The 15859-nt window shown below is 59.6% G+C and carries 17 protein-coding genes; 11 read left to right on the top strand and 6 right to left on the bottom strand.

The window, feature by feature from the left end; translation table 11 throughout:
* The coding region (locus ACJ8HA_RS17560; RefSeq protein ID WP_309158656.1) for a transketolase-like TK C-terminal-containing protein at positions 1-286 on the top strand (286 nt) is incomplete at its 5' end.
* Between the two features lie 50 nt (positions 287-336).
* Here the strand turns inward: ACJ8HA_RS17560 and nudK are convergent.
* On the bottom strand, positions 337-912 hold the full coding sequence (gene nudK / locus ACJ8HA_RS17555) for a GDP-mannose pyrophosphatase NudK (protein WP_033643990.1): 576 nt from the start codon (positions 910-912) through the stop codon (positions 337-339).
* A gap of 369 nt (positions 913-1281) precedes the next feature.
* Here nudK and narQ point away from each other — a divergent pair, with 369 nt between their 5' ends.
* Positions 1282-2958, top strand: coding sequence for a nitrate/nitrite two-component system sensor histidine kinase NarQ (gene narQ, locus ACJ8HA_RS17550; RefSeq protein ID WP_442515419.1), 1677 nt, complete (start codon positions 1282-1284; stop codon positions 2956-2958).
* Between the two features lie 161 nt (positions 2959-3119).
* Complete coding sequence (locus ACJ8HA_RS17545) at positions 3120-3752, top strand: response regulator (RefSeq protein ID WP_025303816.1); 633 nt, start codon at positions 3120-3122, stop codon at positions 3750-3752.
* Between the two features lie 32 nt (positions 3753-3784).
* Here ACJ8HA_RS17545 and ACJ8HA_RS17540 read toward each other — a convergent pair whose 3' ends face one another.
* Positions 3785-4063, bottom strand: coding sequence for a winged helix-turn-helix domain-containing protein (locus ACJ8HA_RS17540; protein ID WP_004941750.1), 279 nt, complete (start codon positions 4061-4063; stop codon positions 3785-3787).
* A gap of 292 nt (positions 4064-4355) precedes the next feature.
* On the opposite strand from ACJ8HA_RS17540, the gene acrD reads away from it, so the two are divergent.
* The gene (gene acrD / locus ACJ8HA_RS17535; RefSeq protein WP_025303817.1) at positions 4356-7490 is read left to right on the top strand and encodes a multidrug efflux RND transporter permease AcrD; all 3135 of its coding nucleotides are present in this window, start codon (positions 4356-4358) and stop codon (positions 7488-7490) included.
* A 126-nt stretch (positions 7491-7616) separates the two neighbouring features.
* Here the strand turns inward: acrD and ypfM are convergent, their stop codons facing one another.
* Positions 7617-7676 carry a protein YpfM gene (gene ypfM, locus ACJ8HA_RS17530; protein WP_100396732.1) on the bottom strand — a complete coding sequence of 20 codons (60 nt, stop codon included), beginning with the start codon at positions 7674-7676 and terminating at the stop codon, positions 7617-7619.
* Positions 7677-7892: 216 nt separating this feature from the next.
* On the opposite strand from ypfM, the gene ACJ8HA_RS17525 reads away from it, so the two are divergent.
* Together ACJ8HA_RS17525 and ACJ8HA_RS17520 are read left to right on the top strand one after the other, a co-directional pair.
* Positions 7893-8372, top strand: a complete 480-nt coding sequence (locus tag ACJ8HA_RS17525; protein ID WP_049204814.1) for a tetratricopeptide repeat protein — start codon at positions 7893-7895, stop codon at positions 8370-8372.
* A gap of 9 nt (positions 8373-8381) precedes the next feature.
* Complete coding sequence (locus ACJ8HA_RS17520; protein ID WP_025303819.1) at positions 8382-8813, top strand: GNAT family N-acetyltransferase; 432 nt, start codon at positions 8382-8384, stop codon at positions 8811-8813.
* 7 nt (positions 8814-8820) lie between these two features.
* On the opposite strand, the gene ACJ8HA_RS17515 is transcribed toward ACJ8HA_RS17520, so the two are convergent.
* Positions 8821-9246 (bottom strand): GNAT family N-acetyltransferase, encoded by a 426-nt coding sequence (locus ACJ8HA_RS17515; RefSeq protein ID WP_025303820.1) that lies wholly within the window; start codon positions 9244-9246, stop codon positions 8821-8823.
* A 531-nt stretch (positions 9247-9777) separates the two neighbouring features.
* Between ACJ8HA_RS17515 and ACJ8HA_RS17510 the strand changes: the two genes are divergently transcribed.
* The 5 genes from ACJ8HA_RS17510 to ACJ8HA_RS17490 all read left to right on the top strand — a co-directional run bounded on the left by ACJ8HA_RS17510 (position 9778) and on the right by ACJ8HA_RS17490 (position 12954).
* Positions 9778-10329 carry a LuxR C-terminal-related transcriptional regulator gene (locus tag ACJ8HA_RS17510; protein WP_089181196.1) on the top strand — a complete coding sequence of 184 codons (552 nt, stop codon included), beginning with the start codon at positions 9778-9780 and terminating at the stop codon, positions 10327-10329.
* Between the two features lie 255 nt (positions 10330-10584).
* Positions 10585-10971 (top strand): ArsC family reductase, encoded by a 387-nt coding sequence (locus ACJ8HA_RS17505; protein WP_025303822.1) that lies wholly within the window; start codon positions 10585-10587, stop codon positions 10969-10971.
* Complete coding sequence (gene dapE, locus ACJ8HA_RS17500) at positions 10968-12095, top strand: succinyl-diaminopimelate desuccinylase (protein WP_442515418.1); 1128 nt, start codon at positions 10968-10970, stop codon at positions 12093-12095. Before ACJ8HA_RS17505 ends, dapE begins: the two co-directional genes overlap by 4 nt.
* Positions 12092-12766, top strand: a complete 675-nt coding sequence (locus tag ACJ8HA_RS17495) for a M15 family metallopeptidase (protein WP_025303824.1) — start codon at positions 12092-12094, stop codon at positions 12764-12766. The genes dapE and ACJ8HA_RS17495 overlap by 4 nt, the downstream gene beginning before the upstream one ends.
* Before the next feature lie 2 nt (positions 12767-12768).
* On the top strand, positions 12769-12954 hold the full coding sequence (locus ACJ8HA_RS17490) for a YpfN family protein (protein ID WP_004941720.1): 186 nt from the start codon (positions 12769-12771) through the stop codon (positions 12952-12954).
* Positions 12955-12984: 30 nt separating this feature from the next.
* Here the strand turns inward: ACJ8HA_RS17490 and ypfH are convergent, their stop codons facing one another.
* Positions 12985-13674: an esterase gene (gene ypfH, locus ACJ8HA_RS17485; RefSeq protein ID WP_043140413.1), complete on the bottom strand. Its 690-nt coding sequence runs from the start codon at positions 13672-13674 to the stop codon at positions 12985-12987.
* A 120-nt stretch (positions 13675-13794) separates the two neighbouring features.
* Positions 13795-15807 carry a GNAT family N-acetyltransferase gene (locus tag ACJ8HA_RS17480; protein ID WP_197813372.1) on the bottom strand — a complete coding sequence of 671 codons (2013 nt, stop codon included), beginning with the start codon at positions 15805-15807 and terminating at the stop codon, positions 13795-13797.
* Between the last annotated feature and the right edge of the window lie 52 nt (positions 15808-15859).

The following is a 15859-nucleotide window of genomic DNA, read 5'->3' as shown; positions in this document are numbered from 1 at the left end:
GCTGACCGCAGCGGGCCGCAAGGTGCGCGTGGTGTCGATGCCGTCGACCGACGCGTTCGACAAGCAGGATGCGGCGTACCGCGAGTCGGTGCTGCCGGCGGCGGTGACGGCGCGCGTGGCGGTGGAAGCGGGTATCGCGGACTACTGGTACAAGTACGTGGGCCTGAACGGCGCCATCGTGGGCATGACCACCTTCGGTGAGTCGGCGCCGGCGGAGCAGCTGTTCGCCGAGTTCGGCTTCACCGTGGACAACGTGGTGGCCAAGGCGCAGGCACTGCTGAAGTAAGCGGCCGGGCGCAAGCCGATAAAAAAGCCGGTCATCATGACCGGCTTTTTTTATTCCATCACCCGATGAATCTGCAAATACTGCAGCAGCATGATGGTCTTGCCGTCTTTAATCCGGCCGTCGGCGATCATCGCCACCGCGTCGCGAAACGGCAGTTCGATCACCTCAATATCTTCATCTTCAATGCCGCCGCCGGCCGCGCGCCGCTCATCATCATGGTATTCGGCGATAAAGAAGTGCACGATTTCAGTCACGCCGCCCGGCGACATGTACGCTTCGAAGATTTTCTTCACCTCGCTGACCTGAAAACCGGTCTCCTCCACCGCTTCGCGGCGCGCGCATTGCTCCGGAGAGTCGGCGTCCAGCAGGCCGGCACAGGCCTCGAGCAGCATGCCGCTCTCGTTGCCGTTGACGTAGGTCGGCATGCGGAACTGATTGGTCAGCACCACCGTGCCCTTGGCGCGGTTGTACAGCAAAATGGTAGCGCCGTTGCCACGATCGTAGACCTCGCGCACCTGTTGCACCGAACCGCCGTTTTTGCGTTTCAGATCGAACGTGTACTTGTGCAGCACATACCAGTTGTCCGACAGCAGCTCTTTCTTCACATTCTCAATTTTCGACGACATAACCCTTTTCCCTTGCGTGACAACGTGCAGATCATACCGCGATTAGGCCGCGCCGCGGCAGACGATTTGCAACAAAAATCACATCGCCTCTCCGGGTAAACCAGGATTTAAAATACATCGTGGGCAGACGCAGACTCTGACAGACGAGTCAGGACGAATCGCATCCACAAAGGCAAATCATCAGTGGAAACCGGGCTGCGGCTGAAAATCGGTGGGCATTTCGCTATTCATTTGATTACACAACGACAATTGTTCCCGTTTTGTTGACAACTTGATACAAATCGCGGTGCAATTTAGTTGCAAAAGTTATAGTTTTGCTTTCGAATGAAACTGGCGAAGCGCCTCACCTGAGAGAAAAGGATTCCGTGATTGCTTGTTAAACGTTCCGTGACCGGCAGCCTGGCCAGAGCGCTGTTCGGCATCGTGATCCTGTCGGTGCTCGCCACCGGGTTGGCGTTGACGACCGTCGCCGGCAGCCAGAGCGATGCCGAGGCGATCAACATCGCCGGTTCGCTGCGCATGCAAAGCTACCGCTTGGCCTTTGACCTCGACCGGCAGAACCCGGAGCTGGAGCTGCACCTGCAGCAATACCGGCAATCTTTGCAGGCACCCGCGCTGCAAAAGCTGGCGCGTTTTTACGTCCCGGCCGAGGTACGCAACCACTATCTGGCGTTGCAACGAACATGGCAAACGATGGAGCAGCAGATCCGCGACGGGCAGGTGGCCGCCTACCGGGCAGAGGTTGCCGGCTACGTCAACCGCGTCGATCATTTCGTTTCCGCTCTACAGCGTTATTCAGAGTTGAAACTCACCCTGGTGGCCGCCATCAGCGTACTGGGCTACGCCGCCATCATCGGTCTGGTGCTGTTCTGCATCCGTTTTATGCGCCGCCAGGTGGTCACGCCGCTGCAGCATCTGGTCGACGCCAGCCAGCGCGTGCAACAGCGCGACTTTCGCCACCCGCAGCTGGACGTGGCGCTGCCGAACGAACTCGGCGTGCTGTCGCAAACCTTCAGCGCCATGTCGGACGAGCTGGCCCGGCTCTATCAGTCGCTGGAGCTGAAAGTGCAGGAAAAGACCCAGCGCCTGCAGCAGGCCAACGAAACGCTGGAGGTGCTGTATCGCTGCTCGCAGGCGCTGAGCGTGCGCCAGATCGATCAGCAGGCGTTTGAAAATGTGCTGCGCATCGTGCGCCAAAGTGAACGACTGCGCTGCATCCGGTTGAACGTGGCGGACGACCATGGCCAGTGGCAACTGAACGAAGGAGAGCCGGCGCCGGCGCAAGCCTGGAGCGCGCTGTCGATCACTCAAGGCGATAAACTGCTGGGCGAATTGCGTTGGCAGCCCGAGGCGCAGCCGCCGCATCCTCACCTGATGCAGAGCCTGGCCAATATGTTGGGCCGCGGCGTCTACTTCAACCGCGCGCAAAAGCAGCACCAATATCTGTTGCTGATGGAAGAGCGTGGGACCATCGCCCGCGAGCTGCACGATTCGCTGGCGCAGACGCTGTCGTTCCTGCGCATCCAGCTGACGCTGCTCCGGCGCGCCGCCGACGATCCGGCGGCGCAGACGATTATCGATGATTTCGATCGCACGCTGGCCGATGCCTATCGCCAGCTGAGAGAATTACTGGCCACCTTCCGCCTCAACATTCAGGAGGCGGATCTGAATGCCGCGCTGGAGCAACTGTTGCAGCCATTAAAGGCGCTAACCCCCGCGCGGATTCAGTTACACTGTCGGCTGCCCTCGCAGGCGCTCAACGCCCAACAGCAGGTGCACGCGCTGCAGATCGTGCGCGAAGCGGTACTCAATGCCGTCAAGCACGCCGGAGCGAACGAGATCGCGGTGTGTTGCGAGGTCAATGCCGCAGGCGACAACGTATTCAGCATTACCGACGACGGTTGCGGCATCGCCAGTCTGGAAGAACCGGAAGGGCATTACGGCTTGACCATCATGAGCGAACGCGCGGCGCGACTGGGAGGAACGCTGCGCATCCGGCGCAGAGGCGGCGGCGGCACGGCGGTCTGCCTGACATTCTCGCCCTGACCTTGCGGCTGTTCACTCGGCGTTACGGTTGCCGCCGGGCAGAAGGCTGCCCAGAGAGGTTTGCGGTGCAGAATGCCGCTATTTTTGAAGAGACAGTCCCACTGTGAAGCACGCCTCCGGGCGCGTTTGAGTGGCTTTACTTGCTACAGGGAGCATATTTCATGGTGATGAAGCAATACCGAGTCATGATCGTTGACGATCATCCGTTGATGCGGCGCGGCATCAAACAGCTGCTGGGACTGGATGCGCGATTTGGCGTGGTAGCGGAGGCCGGCAACGGCAGCGAGGCGGTTGCGCTGGCACTGCAGCACGCGCCGGACGTGATCTTGTTGGATCTGAACATGAAGGGCATGTCCGGGCTGGATACGCTGCGGGCCCTGCGCGACGAAGGCGTGGACGCGCGCATCATCGTGCTGACGGTCTCCGATGCGCGCAGCGATCTGTATGCGCTGATCGACGCCGGCGCCGACGGCTATCTGCTGAAAGACAGTGAACCGGAACAGCTGCTGGAACACATCAGCGCCGCCGCCGAAGGGCAGAACGTGATCAGCGACGCCATGGCCGACTATTTGCTGGCGCGCGGCGAGCAACGCGATCCCTTCGCCGCCTTGACCGAACGCGAACTGGACGTCTTGCAAGAGGTGGCGCGCGGCCTGTCCAACAAACAGGTGGCGGCGCAGCTGCATATCTCTGAAGAAACCGTGAAGGTGCACATCCGCAATATACTGCGCAAGCTGGACGTGCGTTCTCGCGTGGCGGCGACGGTGATGTACCTGGAGTACAAAAGCCACTGATCGCCCCGCCCCGGCCAATACGCCGGGGCCGCTTACTCGATGGCGCTGAGCAGCGCCTGATGGTGCTGATGCACCCAGCTCTTGTTGAACGGCCCCCAGCTTTCCAACTGATAGAAACCGTCGTTGTTGCGCACGCCCTGCTGCACGAACTGCAGCTCGACGCCCATGCCGGGCAGCGCCTTCAGCACATCCTGCAACGTGCGGCGCGGCCAACCGGTCAGCGCCATCAACCGCGGCACATTGGGCCGCTCACTGTGGCTGATCAGCCAGCATAAATAAAGCCGACGGGCAAATACCGGGTTAATTCCCATGCCAAGCTCCTGCTGTAAGGTGAGTCCAGTTTTTACTTTCGGTTGCCTGCGGCGAAGACATGCGCAAGGCCTTTGATAGTAATAAAAATGTCTTAATAGCGTACAATTATCGGCGTCGGTGCATCCACGCCGTTTTCCGCTACCGTTATTTACACTATCTCCTTTTTTTCTCCACGCTTTCCTCGACTATCCCGAGTAAAGTGCAATAGCGCCGGAATCCTTCCCTGCCGCTGAAATGCATATTTCCGATGCGTTTTAAAGATAGAACAAGTCATAACGAGGTTCGCGCTGCATGGCCAATTTTTTTATTGATCGCCCGATTTTCGCCTGGGTGCTGGCAATTATTCTTTGCCTGACCGGGGCATTGGCGATTTTTTCTTTACCGGTAGAACAATACCCGAATCTGGCGCCGCCGAACGTGCGCATTAGCGCAACTTACCCAGGTGCTTCGGCGCAAACGCTGGAAAACACCGTCACGCAGATCATTGAACAGAATATGACCGGCCTCGACAACATGATGTATATGTCGTCGCAGAGCACCAATACCGGCCAGGCAACCGTCACGCTGACGTTCGAAGCCGGCACCGATCCCAACGAAGCGATGCAGCAGGTGCAAAACCAGCTGCAGGCGGCGATCAAACGTTTGCCGCAGGCGGTGCAGAATCAGGGGGTCACGGTGTCGAAATCCGGCGACACCACGCTGATGATGGTGGCGTTCGTCTCCACCGACAACAGCATGGACAAGCAGGACATCGCCGATTACATCGTCTCCAACCTGCAGGATCCGCTCAGCCGCATCAACGGCGTCGGCAGCATGGACGTGTACGGCTCGCAATACGCCATGCGTATCTGGCTCGATCCCAACAAGCTCAACAGTTACCAGCTCACGACCCAGGACGTGGTCAAGGCCATTCAATCGCAGAACGCCCAAGTGGCGGTCGGCCAGTTGGGCGGCACGCCATCGGTCGATAAACAGGCGTTGAACGCCACCATCAACGCCCAGTCGCAGCTCCAGACGCCAGAACAATTCCGCCAGATCACCCTGCGGGTCAATCAGGACGGATCGCTGGTGACGCTGGGCAACGTCGCCACCGTCGAACTGGGCGGCGAGAACTACAACTACCTCAGCCGCTACAACGGGATGCAGGCCGCGGGCATGAACATCAAGCTGGCCTCCGGCGCCAACGAACTGCAGACCGACCAGTTGGTGAAGGACAAGATCGCCGAACTGTCGCAGTACTTCCCGCGCGGGCTGGAGGCCAAAGTGGCCTATGAAACCACCCCGTTCGTCAAAGCCTCGATCAAGGACGTGGTGAAAACGCTGCTGGAAGCCATCCTGCTGGTGTTCCTGGTGATGTACCTGTTCCTGCAGAATTTCCGCGCCACGCTGATCCCCACCATCGCCGTGCCGGTGGTGCTAATGGGCACCTTCGCCATCCTGTCCGCCTGCGGCTTCAGCATCAACACCCTCACCATGTTCGCCATGGTGTTGGCGATCGGCCTGCTGGTGGACGACGCCATCGTGGTGGTGGAAAACGTCGAACGCGTGATGAGCGAAGAAGGCCTGCCGCCGCGTGAAGCCACGCGCAAATCCATGGGGCAAATCCAGAGCGCGCTGGTCGGCATCGCCCTGGTGCTGTCGGCGGTGTTCGTACCGATGGCGTTCTTCGGCGGCACCACTGGCGCCATCTATCGACAGTTCTCCATCACCATCGTCTCCGCCATGGTGCTGTCGGTGCTGGTGGCGATGATCCTGACCCCTGCCCTGTGCGCCACGCTGCTCAAACCGATCGCCAAGGGCCACCACCACGGTAAGCGCGGCTTCTTCGGCTGGTTCAACCGCATGTTCAACCGCAACACCGAACGCTATGAGCGCGGCGTGGGGCGCATCCTGCACGCCAGCGGCCGCTACATGGTGATTTATCTGCTGTTGCTCGGCGGCATGGCGTTGCTGTTCATCAAGCTGCCGACCTCCTTCCTGCCGCAGGAAGACCGTGGCATCTTCACCGTACAGGTGCAGCTGCCGGCAGGCTCGACCCTGCAACAAACGTCCAAAGTGGTGGAAAAGGTCGAGCGGTACTTCCTCACCGAAGAGAAACAGGATGTGTTGTCGGTGTTCGCCATCATCGGCTCCGGGCCGGGGGGGAACGGCCAAAACGTGGCGCGTCTGTTCATTCGGCTAAAAGACTGGGATCTGCGCACCTCGGGCGCCAACAGCTCGTTCGACATCATCGATCGCGCCACCCTGGCGTTTAACAAGATTAACGAAGCGCGGGTGATCGCCAGCAGCCCGCCGGCTATCACCGGCCTCGGCAACTCTTCCGGCTTCGATATGGAGTTGGAAGACCACGCCGGCCTCGGCCACGCCAAGCTGATGGCGGCGCGCGATCAGCTGCTACAGCTGGCCGGGCAAAACCCGCTGCTGTCGCGCGTGCGCCACAACGGCCTGGACGACAGCCCGCAGTTGCAAATCGATATCGATCAACGCAAGGCTCAGGCACTGGGCGTGTCTATCGACGACATCAACAATACCCTCTCCACCGCCTGGGGCTCGACCTACGTCAACGACTTCGTCGACCGCGGCCGGGTGAAAAAAGTCTACGTGCAGGCCGCAGCGCCGTTCCGCATGCTGCCGGATGACATTAACAAATGGTATGTACGCAACAGCGCGGGCGGCATGGTGCCGTTCTCGGCCTTCGCCAGCTCGCACTGGGAGTACGGTTCGCCGCGGCTGGAGCGCTATAACGGCAGCTCGGCGCTGGAGATCGTCGGCGAAGCGGCCAACGGCGTCAGCACCGGCACCGCGATGGCGGAAATGGAAAAACTGGTCAGCCAACTGCCGACCGGCTTCGGGCTGGAATGGACGGCGATGTCCTATCAGGAACGGCTGTCCGGCTCGCAGGCGCCGGCGCTGTACGCCATCTCGCTGCTGGTAGTGTTCCTGTGCCTGGCGGCGCTGTACGAGAGCTGGTCGATACCGTTCTCTGTGATGCTGGTGGTGCCACTGGGGGTGATCGGCGCGGTCGCCGCCACCTGGCTGCGCGGTCTGGAGAACGACGTCTATTTCCAGGTTGGCCTGTTGACCATCATTGGGCTGTCGGCGAAAAACGCCATTCTTATCGTCGAGTTCGCTAATGAGCTGAACCATAAAGGCCAGGATCTGATGTCGGCGACGCTCGACGCGTCCCGCATGCGTCTGCGGCCGATCCTGATGACCTCGCTGGCGTTCATCTTCGGCGTGCTGCCGATGGCCACCAGCAGCGGCGCCGGTTCCGGTAGCCAGCATGCGGTCGGCACCGGGGTGATGGGCGGCATGATCTCCGCCACCCTGCTGGCGATTTTCTTCGTGCCGCTGTTCTTCGTGCTGGTGCGGCGCCGTTTCCCGGGTAAAGCGCATCCGGCAACCACGCCGACCACTGAGGAGTAACAGGCAGCGCATAAAAAAAGCAGCGTCGGGTAACCGATGCTGCTTTTTTTCGAACGATAATCTCGTTCCCAAGGTGTTTCAGTGACGTTCCAATGACTCAACCTTGCCATCTGCTTCAACGCTGTGTCAGTTGCCCAACATCTCATCAATGAAGTCTTTCCAGTTTCCTAATTCACGATCAACCATAATACTTTACAACCTCAATTATTTGACGAAGCGGATTCTACGCTTGTTTTTTGACCATGTGAAGGGAAACGGGAACGATGCCGGGCCCGGAAATCGGGCTTAGCGCACATTTTCGTATTTATCTGATCAATGTGCAGTACAGCTATTCCCTTGTGATATCAATTTCTCCACGGTAGCGTGTAAAAGGTATAAAAATACGCCAATGGAGCGCAGAGCATGTCCACTTCTTTGTCTCTCTCGCAGTTGAAAACGCAGGGCCGCTATCAGGAAGCGACTGCGCTGGCGTTACGGCAACTGGCGGCCGAGCCGGAAGCGGCGATGTTACACTTTCAGTTGGCCTGCCTGTATGACGTTCAGGGCCTGGAGCAACAGGCCATTCCCTGCTACCTCGCGGCATTGGCTCGCGATTTGCCGCCCGCCCAGCGCCGTGAAGCCTGGCTGGGCCTCGGCAGCACTTACCGCGCCCTGGGGAAATACCCGGCTTCGCTGCGCGCTTTCGACGATGGCCTGACCGAATTCCCGCAGGCCAACGAACTAATGCTGTTTCGCGCCATGACGCTGTACAACCTGGGTGAAAATAAACGCGCCGTGGCCGATCTGTTGTTGTTGCTGGCGGACACCTCGTCAGACCCCGGTATCCGCGGCTATCAGCGCGCCATTCGGCACTATGCCGCCGATCTCAATCATATTGATTAGAGGAAAACCATGGAAATCATCACCGATATGAGCCGCCGCGCCATCGACTGGCAGCGGCTGTGTGAATTGCTGCAGGCCGCCGGGCTGGGCGAACGCGATCCGCATACGCTGCAACGCGTTTACCAACACAGCCAGTTTTGCTATTGGGGGTTTATCGGCGATGAGCTGATCGCCACCGCACATGCCATCAGCGATTTGACCTCGGTTGCCTACCTGGCCGACGTGGCGATCGATCCGCGCTTTCAGGGACAGGGGTTGGGGCGCAGGTTGATGGACCGGGTGATGCAAGATCTGGCGCCGCTCGGCAAGATTTTCATCTATTCGGTGCCGGAAAAACTGGCCTTCTATAAAAAGTACGGCTTTCACGATTTGACCACCGGCATGGTGTTCGCTGAGGGCGCCGCCCTGCGGCGTTTGCAACAGGGAGGCTACGTACGTTAATCGCGCATTACAAGGTTTTGCTCATAAAGATACGGCAGGTCCCCGGCGGCAGGCACGCCACCTCCCCCATACGCTGCCAGCCATGTCGTTGATAAAAGTCCGGCGCCTGAAAGCTGATGGTGTACAACACGGCGGAAAGGCAACCGCGCCGGCGGCCTTCCTGCTCGAAACGGCGCAACAATTCGCTGCCCAGCCCCGCCCCGCGCAACGCTTCCGGCAGATAAAAGAGATCGAGAAACAGCAGCCCTAATGATGAGCGCCCGGTAATCCCCCCGAGAACCTCCCCACTATCGGGATCTTTTACCACCACGGCCAACGGCAGACGATCGCCGTAGCCGATATGTTGATCATTAAAACGGTCCAACCCCTCCGCGATACAGGACGTTATTTCCTGCGTTACCCGATCGGAAATTTCGATATGACATTCTTTCACGCCAGCTCTCCGTATCAATCATCCACGTTCGCACTCTGCTCACAGCTTAAAACATCGCATTTTCTTTGTTTAGAATTATCTTTGTCTCAATTTCCACGTTAATTTTCGCATGACTTCAGCGCCGACTTTACTGTCGATCCAAGTAAAGCTTCTCATCGTGATAAAACCAAGAAAAATCTTAGTTTTTAACTCGTTAAACGCAATCTTCCGTCATTTAATGATCGTCAAAAACGATCGTTTTGATAATTTTGATAGCCAATATCTATGTTAATTCCTTTCAATTACCGAGGTATTAATAGAAGATGTCTATTCTATTAGCCTTACCTTGCTTAAAAATTCAGTTGAAAAAAAGATTTACTCTTTATAAATCATGCTAGTATATAACCTTCCCTTCAAAGCTCGCGCCCAGATAACGCTCATTCGTTTGCGGTGCAAGATAAGTTCAACATGAAATTATTTAGATTATTTCTTTTTTTATGTTTTAAGATATCAATCCTCACCGGGAAATAGAAAGTAAAGGACTATAATAAAATGGAAATTGATATTTTCAGCGAGTGTGCCTATACCACCGTCGGCATTCGACAACTCATTAACCAAACATGGGCGGAAAAACGCGCGCCGGCCGGCTTTAGCCGTAAAAGGGTCTGCTTTATCGATGTCACTATCGCCAATTTTGAAGCACGTTACCGCGATGAATATGCCAACCCCAATACCTACAAAATAATCATTATCACCGACTGCCTGCATGAGGTGGTGATTGTCGACAATAAGACCATTATATTATCAAACCTTATATCATTGAGCCGCTTCAGCCACCTGATCGGTGACTTATATAAGCGTTACAGTCACTATACCGAACCGCCGCAACTCTCCCAGCGCGAGTCCCTTTTCCTTTCGGAGTGGTCGACGGGAAAATCGCTGGCCGATATCAGCAATGCCATGAATATCAGAAATAAAACCGCCAATCATTACAAGTCGCGAATAATGAAAAAGCTCGGCGCCAGCAGGATAAAACCGCTGTTGCATATTACCCGCGTACGGTGTTTGACCGATCGTTTAAACATAAGAATCAATAAAGAGTAGTGACCGCCCCCCAGCTCCGCATTGGCGGCTGAATGCGTTCGCCGGCGTCTTTTAAAAGCACCGCTGGCGAAGGTCGCCGTTTCATCGCTTTGCCAACCTCTCTCTCCCTGGCGCCCAATCGTCTCTCGCGCGCATCGTTGTCTGGATCTCGCCGCCGCTTTACTGGCATTATCTCTGCTATCGCCGGGCGGCGAGAAGGCCTAAGACCGCGCCCGCCGCTCAGTATCGACTCGACGAGACAGGTAGCTTTACGCCATGGCAAATAAACCGCAACAGACAACGCTGACGATGTACGGCATCAAAAACTGCGACACCATCAAAAAAGCCCGCCGCTGGCTGGAAGATCAGGGCATAGCCTATCATTTTCACGACTACCGCGCCGACGGCCTGACCGAACAGCAACTGCGCGGTTTCGTCGCGCAGCTGGGTTGGGAGCCGCTGCTCAATACCCGCGGTACCACCTGGCGCAAGCTGGATGAAGCGCAGCGCAACGCCTGTGATAATGCCGACGCCGCCATCGCGCTGATGTTGGCGCAGCCGGCAATCATTAAACGTCCGCTGCTGGACGACGGCAACGGCCACGCCCTGCTCGGTTTTAACGCCGACACTTACCAACAATTTATCACCGAGGTTGCCGTATGACTTGCCCGGTTATCGAACTGGCCCAGCAGTTGATCAAACGCCCTTCCCTCAGCCCGAATGACGAAGGCTGCCAGCAGCTGATGATCGATCGCCTGCAGGCGATCGGCTTCACCGTCGAAGCAATGGACTTCGAAGATACCCAAAACTTCTGGGCCTGGCGCGGTGAAGGGCAAACCCTGGCGTTTGCCGGGCACACCGACGTGGTGCCGACCGGTGATGAAAAACGCTGGGACAACCCGCCGTTTGAACCGGCAATCCGTGACGGCATGCTCTATGGCCGCGGCGCGGCGGACATGAAAGGCTCATTGGCCGCGATGGTGGTGGCCGCGGAACGCTTTGTCGCCGCCAACCCGAATCACCGGGGTCGTCTGGCATTCCTGATCACTTCGGATGAAGAAGCCAGCGCCACTCACGGCACGGTTAAAGTGGTCGAAGCGCTGATGGCGCGCAACGAGCGGCTGGATTACTGCCTGGTCGGCGAGCCGTCCAGCACCGAGCACGTCGGCGACGTGGTGAAAAACGGCCGTCGTGGCTCCATCACCGCCAACCTGCATATCCACGGCGTACAGGGGCACGTTGCCTATCCGCATCTGGCGGACAATCCGGTGCACCGCGCCATGCCGGCACTGAATGAACTGGTTGCGATCGAATGGGATCGCGGCAACGAGTTCTTCCCGCCGACCAGTATGCAGATCGCCAACGTGCAGGCCGGCACCGGCAGCAACAACGTGATCCCGGGCGATCTCTACGTGCAGTTCAACTTCCGTTTCAGCACCGAACTGACCGACGCGATGATCAAGCAGCGCGTGGAAGAGCTGCTGGAACGCCATCAGTTGAATTACAGCATCGAATGGCGGCTGTCCGGTCAACCGTTCCTCACCTCGCGCGGCGCGCTGGTGGATGCAGTGGTCAACGCGGTCGAGCACTATTCTGAATTGACGCCGCAGTTGCTGACCACCGGCGGCACCTCCGACGGCCGCTTCATCGCGCAGATGGGCGCGCAGGTGGTGGAACTGGGGCCGGTCAACGCCACCATCCACAAGGTCAACGAATGTGTCAACGCCGCGGATCTGCAGCTGCTGAGCCGCATGTATCAACGCATCATGGAGCAATTGGTCGCATGATCAACGCAGAGATGCTCACCGGCCGCTCAACCGAACACCTCGCGCCGCTGAGCGGGAACCACCGCCTGCAGCCGCAGGCGGTCAACGCCTTCCTGGCGATGCAGCAGGCGGCGCATGAGGCGGGATTCGATCTCCAGCCCGCCAGCACCTTCCGCGATTTCGACCGCCAGTTGGCGATTTGGAATGGCAAATTCTGCGGCCAGCGGCCAGTATTAGATAAGGACAGCCGCCCGATCGACGTCGCGACGCTATCGGCCGCCGAGCGCTGTGAGGCGATCCTGCGCTGGTCGGCCCTGCCGGGCGCCAGCCGCCATCACTGGGGCAGCGATCTGGACGTGTACGATCCGTCGCTGTTGCCGGAAGGGCAAAAGCTGCAGCTGGAGCCGTGGGAATATGAGGAAGGCGGTTACTTTGCGCCGCTCAACCAGTGGCTGACCGCGCATATGGCCGAATTCGGTTTCTACCGCCCCTTTACCGAAGACTGCGGCGGCGTGGCGGTGGAGCCGTGGCATCTGAGCTACCGGCCGCTGGCACAAGAGGCCGAACATTTGCTGACCCCGGCGCTGTTGCTGGCGGCCTGGCATGATAAGGAGGTCGCCGGTGCCGAATGGCTCGAACGCCATCTGCCCTCGATTTTTTCGCGTTTTATACGCAGTGAAGGAAAGGAGTAGCTATGCAATGGTTAGCTGATTACTGGTGGATTATCCTGCTGGTTCTGGTGGGGATGGTCGTCAGCGGCATCAAGGAACTGCGCCGCGTCGACGTTAAAAGCTATTTGGCCAACAAGCCGGAGATACCGCCGCACCGCGACAACAATGCCCAGTGGGATGACGAAGACGACTGGCCGAAAAAGAAATGACATCAGGGCGCTCATCGGCGCCCTGAATTTTTAGCGAAAGGCGATCAGCTCGCCGCGCTTGCCGGACAAGGCTTCGTCCCAGTAGCGCTGCGGCACATAATAATGCAGCCTTTCCAACGCGGCGTTCATCATGCCCTGGTTGATTGCGTGCCCGACGTTTTCCTCCACGTCCAGCGTGAAATCGGCGCCGTTGGTCCGCAACGCCTCCGCCGCCGCGTGAGCGTGTTGCACCGCGATCACCGCATCCTCTTCACCGTGGATCAAATGCACCACGCTGTCGCCGAAAGCCCGCTCAGGCAGTTGCGCGAAACGCCCGCTGAACGCGACCACGCGCCCGGCCAGCCGGGTTTCTGCTTTCAACGCTTCCAGCGCCATGATCGCCCCCTGCGAGAACCCCACCAGCGCCGTGCCGGCATAGCCTACGCCGCTCAACTGCTGCCAATGACGCACCACGGCCACAAACTGCGGCATCACGTCTGCGATGCGGGCCGCGCGGTTCTCTTCGGTCACGTCCTGCACCGAAAACCACTGACGCCCTGCACCGTTGCCGAACGCTTCGGGGCCACCGATGCTCACCACCTGTGCCTGAGGAAAGTCTTTGGCGAAGTAGCTGCCGATCTCCCCCATCGCCACCGGGTTGTCGCCGACACCGTGAAACAGCAAGATCAGCTGCGCCGCCGGGGTCGCCGGGCTTTGGACAACGAAATGCTCATGTTTCATCGATGACTCCTTAGTTGTAACCAGACCTGGTGCGGCGACAGTCGCCGCCGCACCGCTGACAGTGACTATACGCCATTGAGAAATCGGGAAAATCGGGTTTTATTGAGCGAGTTATTCAATTTATTGCAACGACTGCGCCCAGTCGCGCCAGTAGCGGCAGTGCTGCGCATTCAGCTGTTCCAGCGCCTGCGCCGTTTCGTGCCGCCAGTAGCGCAGCAAGGCTTTCTGGCCGCTTACGCCCGCCTGCTCCACGCAGGCCGCCGGGGATTGCCGCCGCTGCAGATGGCCGCGCAGCGCGGACAGCGGCAGACTGCTGGCCAACAGCAAACGCTGCAATGCCCCCAGGCTGGCCTCCAGCGGCCGATGGGCGAAAGCGAACCCGGCCAGCTCGCGCCAGTCCTCTTCGCCGAGCGACGTATCGCCGTCGTCGCCCGGGATCGCCAGCGTAAGCTCGATACGCTGCCGCAGCCAGGGCCAGTCACGCGCCAGGTGCTTGTGCGCCGCATGCCGCAGCGCCTCCCCTTGCTCGCTCAGGGGCAAGATAGCCATCGCGGTATAGCAGCCGCTGCTGGCCTCCGGCTTGCTGCCGATGCGCACCAGCTCGAAACCGCAGGATTGCCAAAAGCGCCACAGCGGCTCGGTATAGCCGAAGCTGACCGACAGGAAGTCCAGACCCTGAGCCTGGCAGCGTTGCCGCTCGACCAGCTGACGCGCGATACCCTGCCGCCGCAACGCAGGCAGCGTCGCGATGCGGGTAATGCGCCGTGACCGCAGCATCGGCGCCCACCACTGGCCGCCATGCGCCGCCAGCGACTGCGCCACCAGGTTGCCGCGCGGTCGGCGGCGGCCGGCCCACACGTCGTGCGCCAACTCGGCGCTCAAGCCGCCTTCGTCCACCAGCCACACGGCGCCCACCACCTCCTGTTCGGCCTGCGCCAGCCCGAAATGCATGCCTGGCGCATCCATCAACCTGCGCAAATCCAGCGGCGAGGTGCGGTAATGCGCGCTGCTCAGCAGAGCATAGAAACGCGCCAGCCGCTGCGGATCGGCGCACAGTTCACGCTGCTCCGCCTGGCTGTAATCGATCGCCTGGCCGTCCGCCGGCCAGGCGGGCAGCTCGTTGAACAACAGCGCATTGTCCGTTATCCGTTCCAACGCGTCCCCCTGTGCCCAACGCATCGGCTGTTGCAGGCTCAGCGCCTGATAGGACGGCAGCCCGGCGCAAAACTTCAGCAGAAAACCGCGGCCGGTGCCTTCATAGCCCTGCACCGTGGTGGTCAACAGCACACGAGGAAAATAACCGATCAACTGCTGCAACAGTGGCGCGGGGATCGCCGCCGCCTCATCCACCAGCAGCCACCCCACGGCGCTGACGTCACCCTCACGACACTGCGCCAGCAAGGCATCGGGCGCCCAAAACTGCGCGCGCCCCTGCGCCCATTCCCCGGCCACCTCAGTGGCGGCGCGGCTCGGCCCGGTGATCCAGCAGGTCAGCGGCGACTGCGCCACCAGCATACCCGCCAACGTCGATTTGCCGCGGCCACGGGCGGCGGTCAGCACCCACACGCCGGACTCGGCCTGCAGCAGCGCCGTCAAGATCGCCTGTTGTTCCTCGGTCGGGCGGCCATCCGGCGGCTGCCATCCTTCACGCGCCGGCAGCGCAGCCAGCGTCAGGGGCTCATCCTGCCGCCAGATCGTCACTTCGCTGTCATCGGCCAGATGCTGCTGCAGATGATGAATGAAATGCGGAGTGGTGATCGGCTGCGGACAATCGCTCCAGCGCAGGCTGTCGCCGTCCGGCTGCTGAGGCCATTGTCGCCAGGGGGGCGTCAACAGCAGCAGCCAGCTGCCGGCGCGCAAGGCGCCACTCAACGCCGCCAGCGCCTCTACGTCCAGCGAGTGACCGGCGTCGAACACCGCGTGCAGCCGCTCCTGCCCCAGCAATTGGCGCATCGCGCCGCTTGCTAAAGCCACCTCGCCGGGCGGCGGATTTTCCCCGACCCACGGCCAGTCGCCTGGCAACGTAGCCGCCAGCCGCTGCGCCTGTTCGCGGCACCAGTCAGGTTCACCGCTGAGCACCAGCAGGCGTCGGATGCCCTGCCGCCGCATAAGTTGTTGCGCTGCCTGTAACATAACGCTGTGTCTCAATCCGAAAAAAATGCCGGAGTCAGGCTCCGGCACTTGA

Source organism: Serratia sp. CY33802 (assembly GCF_052169095.1).
Classification (GTDB): domain Bacteria; phylum Pseudomonadota; class Gammaproteobacteria; order Enterobacterales; family Enterobacteriaceae; genus Serratia; species Serratia bockelmannii.
The sequence above is the reverse complement of the archived record's forward strand: the minus strand, read 5'-3'. Positions and strand labels throughout refer to the sequence as shown.

Coding starts and splice junctions, on each gene's coding strand:
- nudK (WP_033643990.1), bottom strand. CDS start 912: ATGTCGTCGAAAATTGAGAATGTGAAGAAAGAGCTGCTGTCGGACAAC.
- ACJ8HA_RS17545 (WP_025303816.1), top strand. CDS start 3,120: ATGGTGATGAAGCAATACCGAGTCATGATCGTTGACGATCATCCGTTG.
- ACJ8HA_RS17540 (WP_004941750.1), bottom strand. CDS start 4,063: ATGGGAATTAACCCGGTATTTGCCCGTCGGCTTTATTTATGCTGGCTG.
- acrD (WP_025303817.1), top strand. CDS start 4,356: ATGGCCAATTTTTTTATTGATCGCCCGATTTTCGCCTGGGTGCTGGCA.
- ACJ8HA_RS17525 (WP_049204814.1), top strand. CDS start 7,893: ATGTCCACTTCTTTGTCTCTCTCGCAGTTGAAAACGCAGGGCCGCTAT.
- ACJ8HA_RS17520 (WP_025303819.1), top strand. CDS start 8,382: ATGGAAATCATCACCGATATGAGCCGCCGCGCCATCGACTGGCAGCGG.
- ACJ8HA_RS17510 (WP_089181196.1), top strand. CDS start 9,778: ATGGAAATTGATATTTTCAGCGAGTGTGCCTATACCACCGTCGGCATT.
- ACJ8HA_RS17505 (WP_025303822.1), top strand. CDS start 10,585: ATGGCAAATAAACCGCAACAGACAACGCTGACGATGTACGGCATCAAA.
- dapE (WP_442515418.1), top strand. CDS start 10,968: ATGACTTGCCCGGTTATCGAACTGGCCCAGCAGTTGATCAAACGCCCT.
- ACJ8HA_RS17495 (WP_025303824.1), top strand. CDS start 12,092: ATGATCAACGCAGAGATGCTCACCGGCCGCTCAACCGAACACCTCGCG.
- ACJ8HA_RS17490 (WP_004941720.1), top strand. CDS start 12,769: ATGCAATGGTTAGCTGATTACTGGTGGATTATCCTGCTGGTTCTGGTG.
- ypfH (WP_043140413.1), bottom strand. CDS start 13,674: ATGAAACATGAGCATTTCGTTGTCCAAAGCCCGGCGACCCCGGCGGCG.
- ACJ8HA_RS17480 (WP_197813372.1), bottom strand. CDS start 15,807: ATGTTACAGGCAGCGCAACAACTTATGCGGCGGCAGGGCATCCGACGC.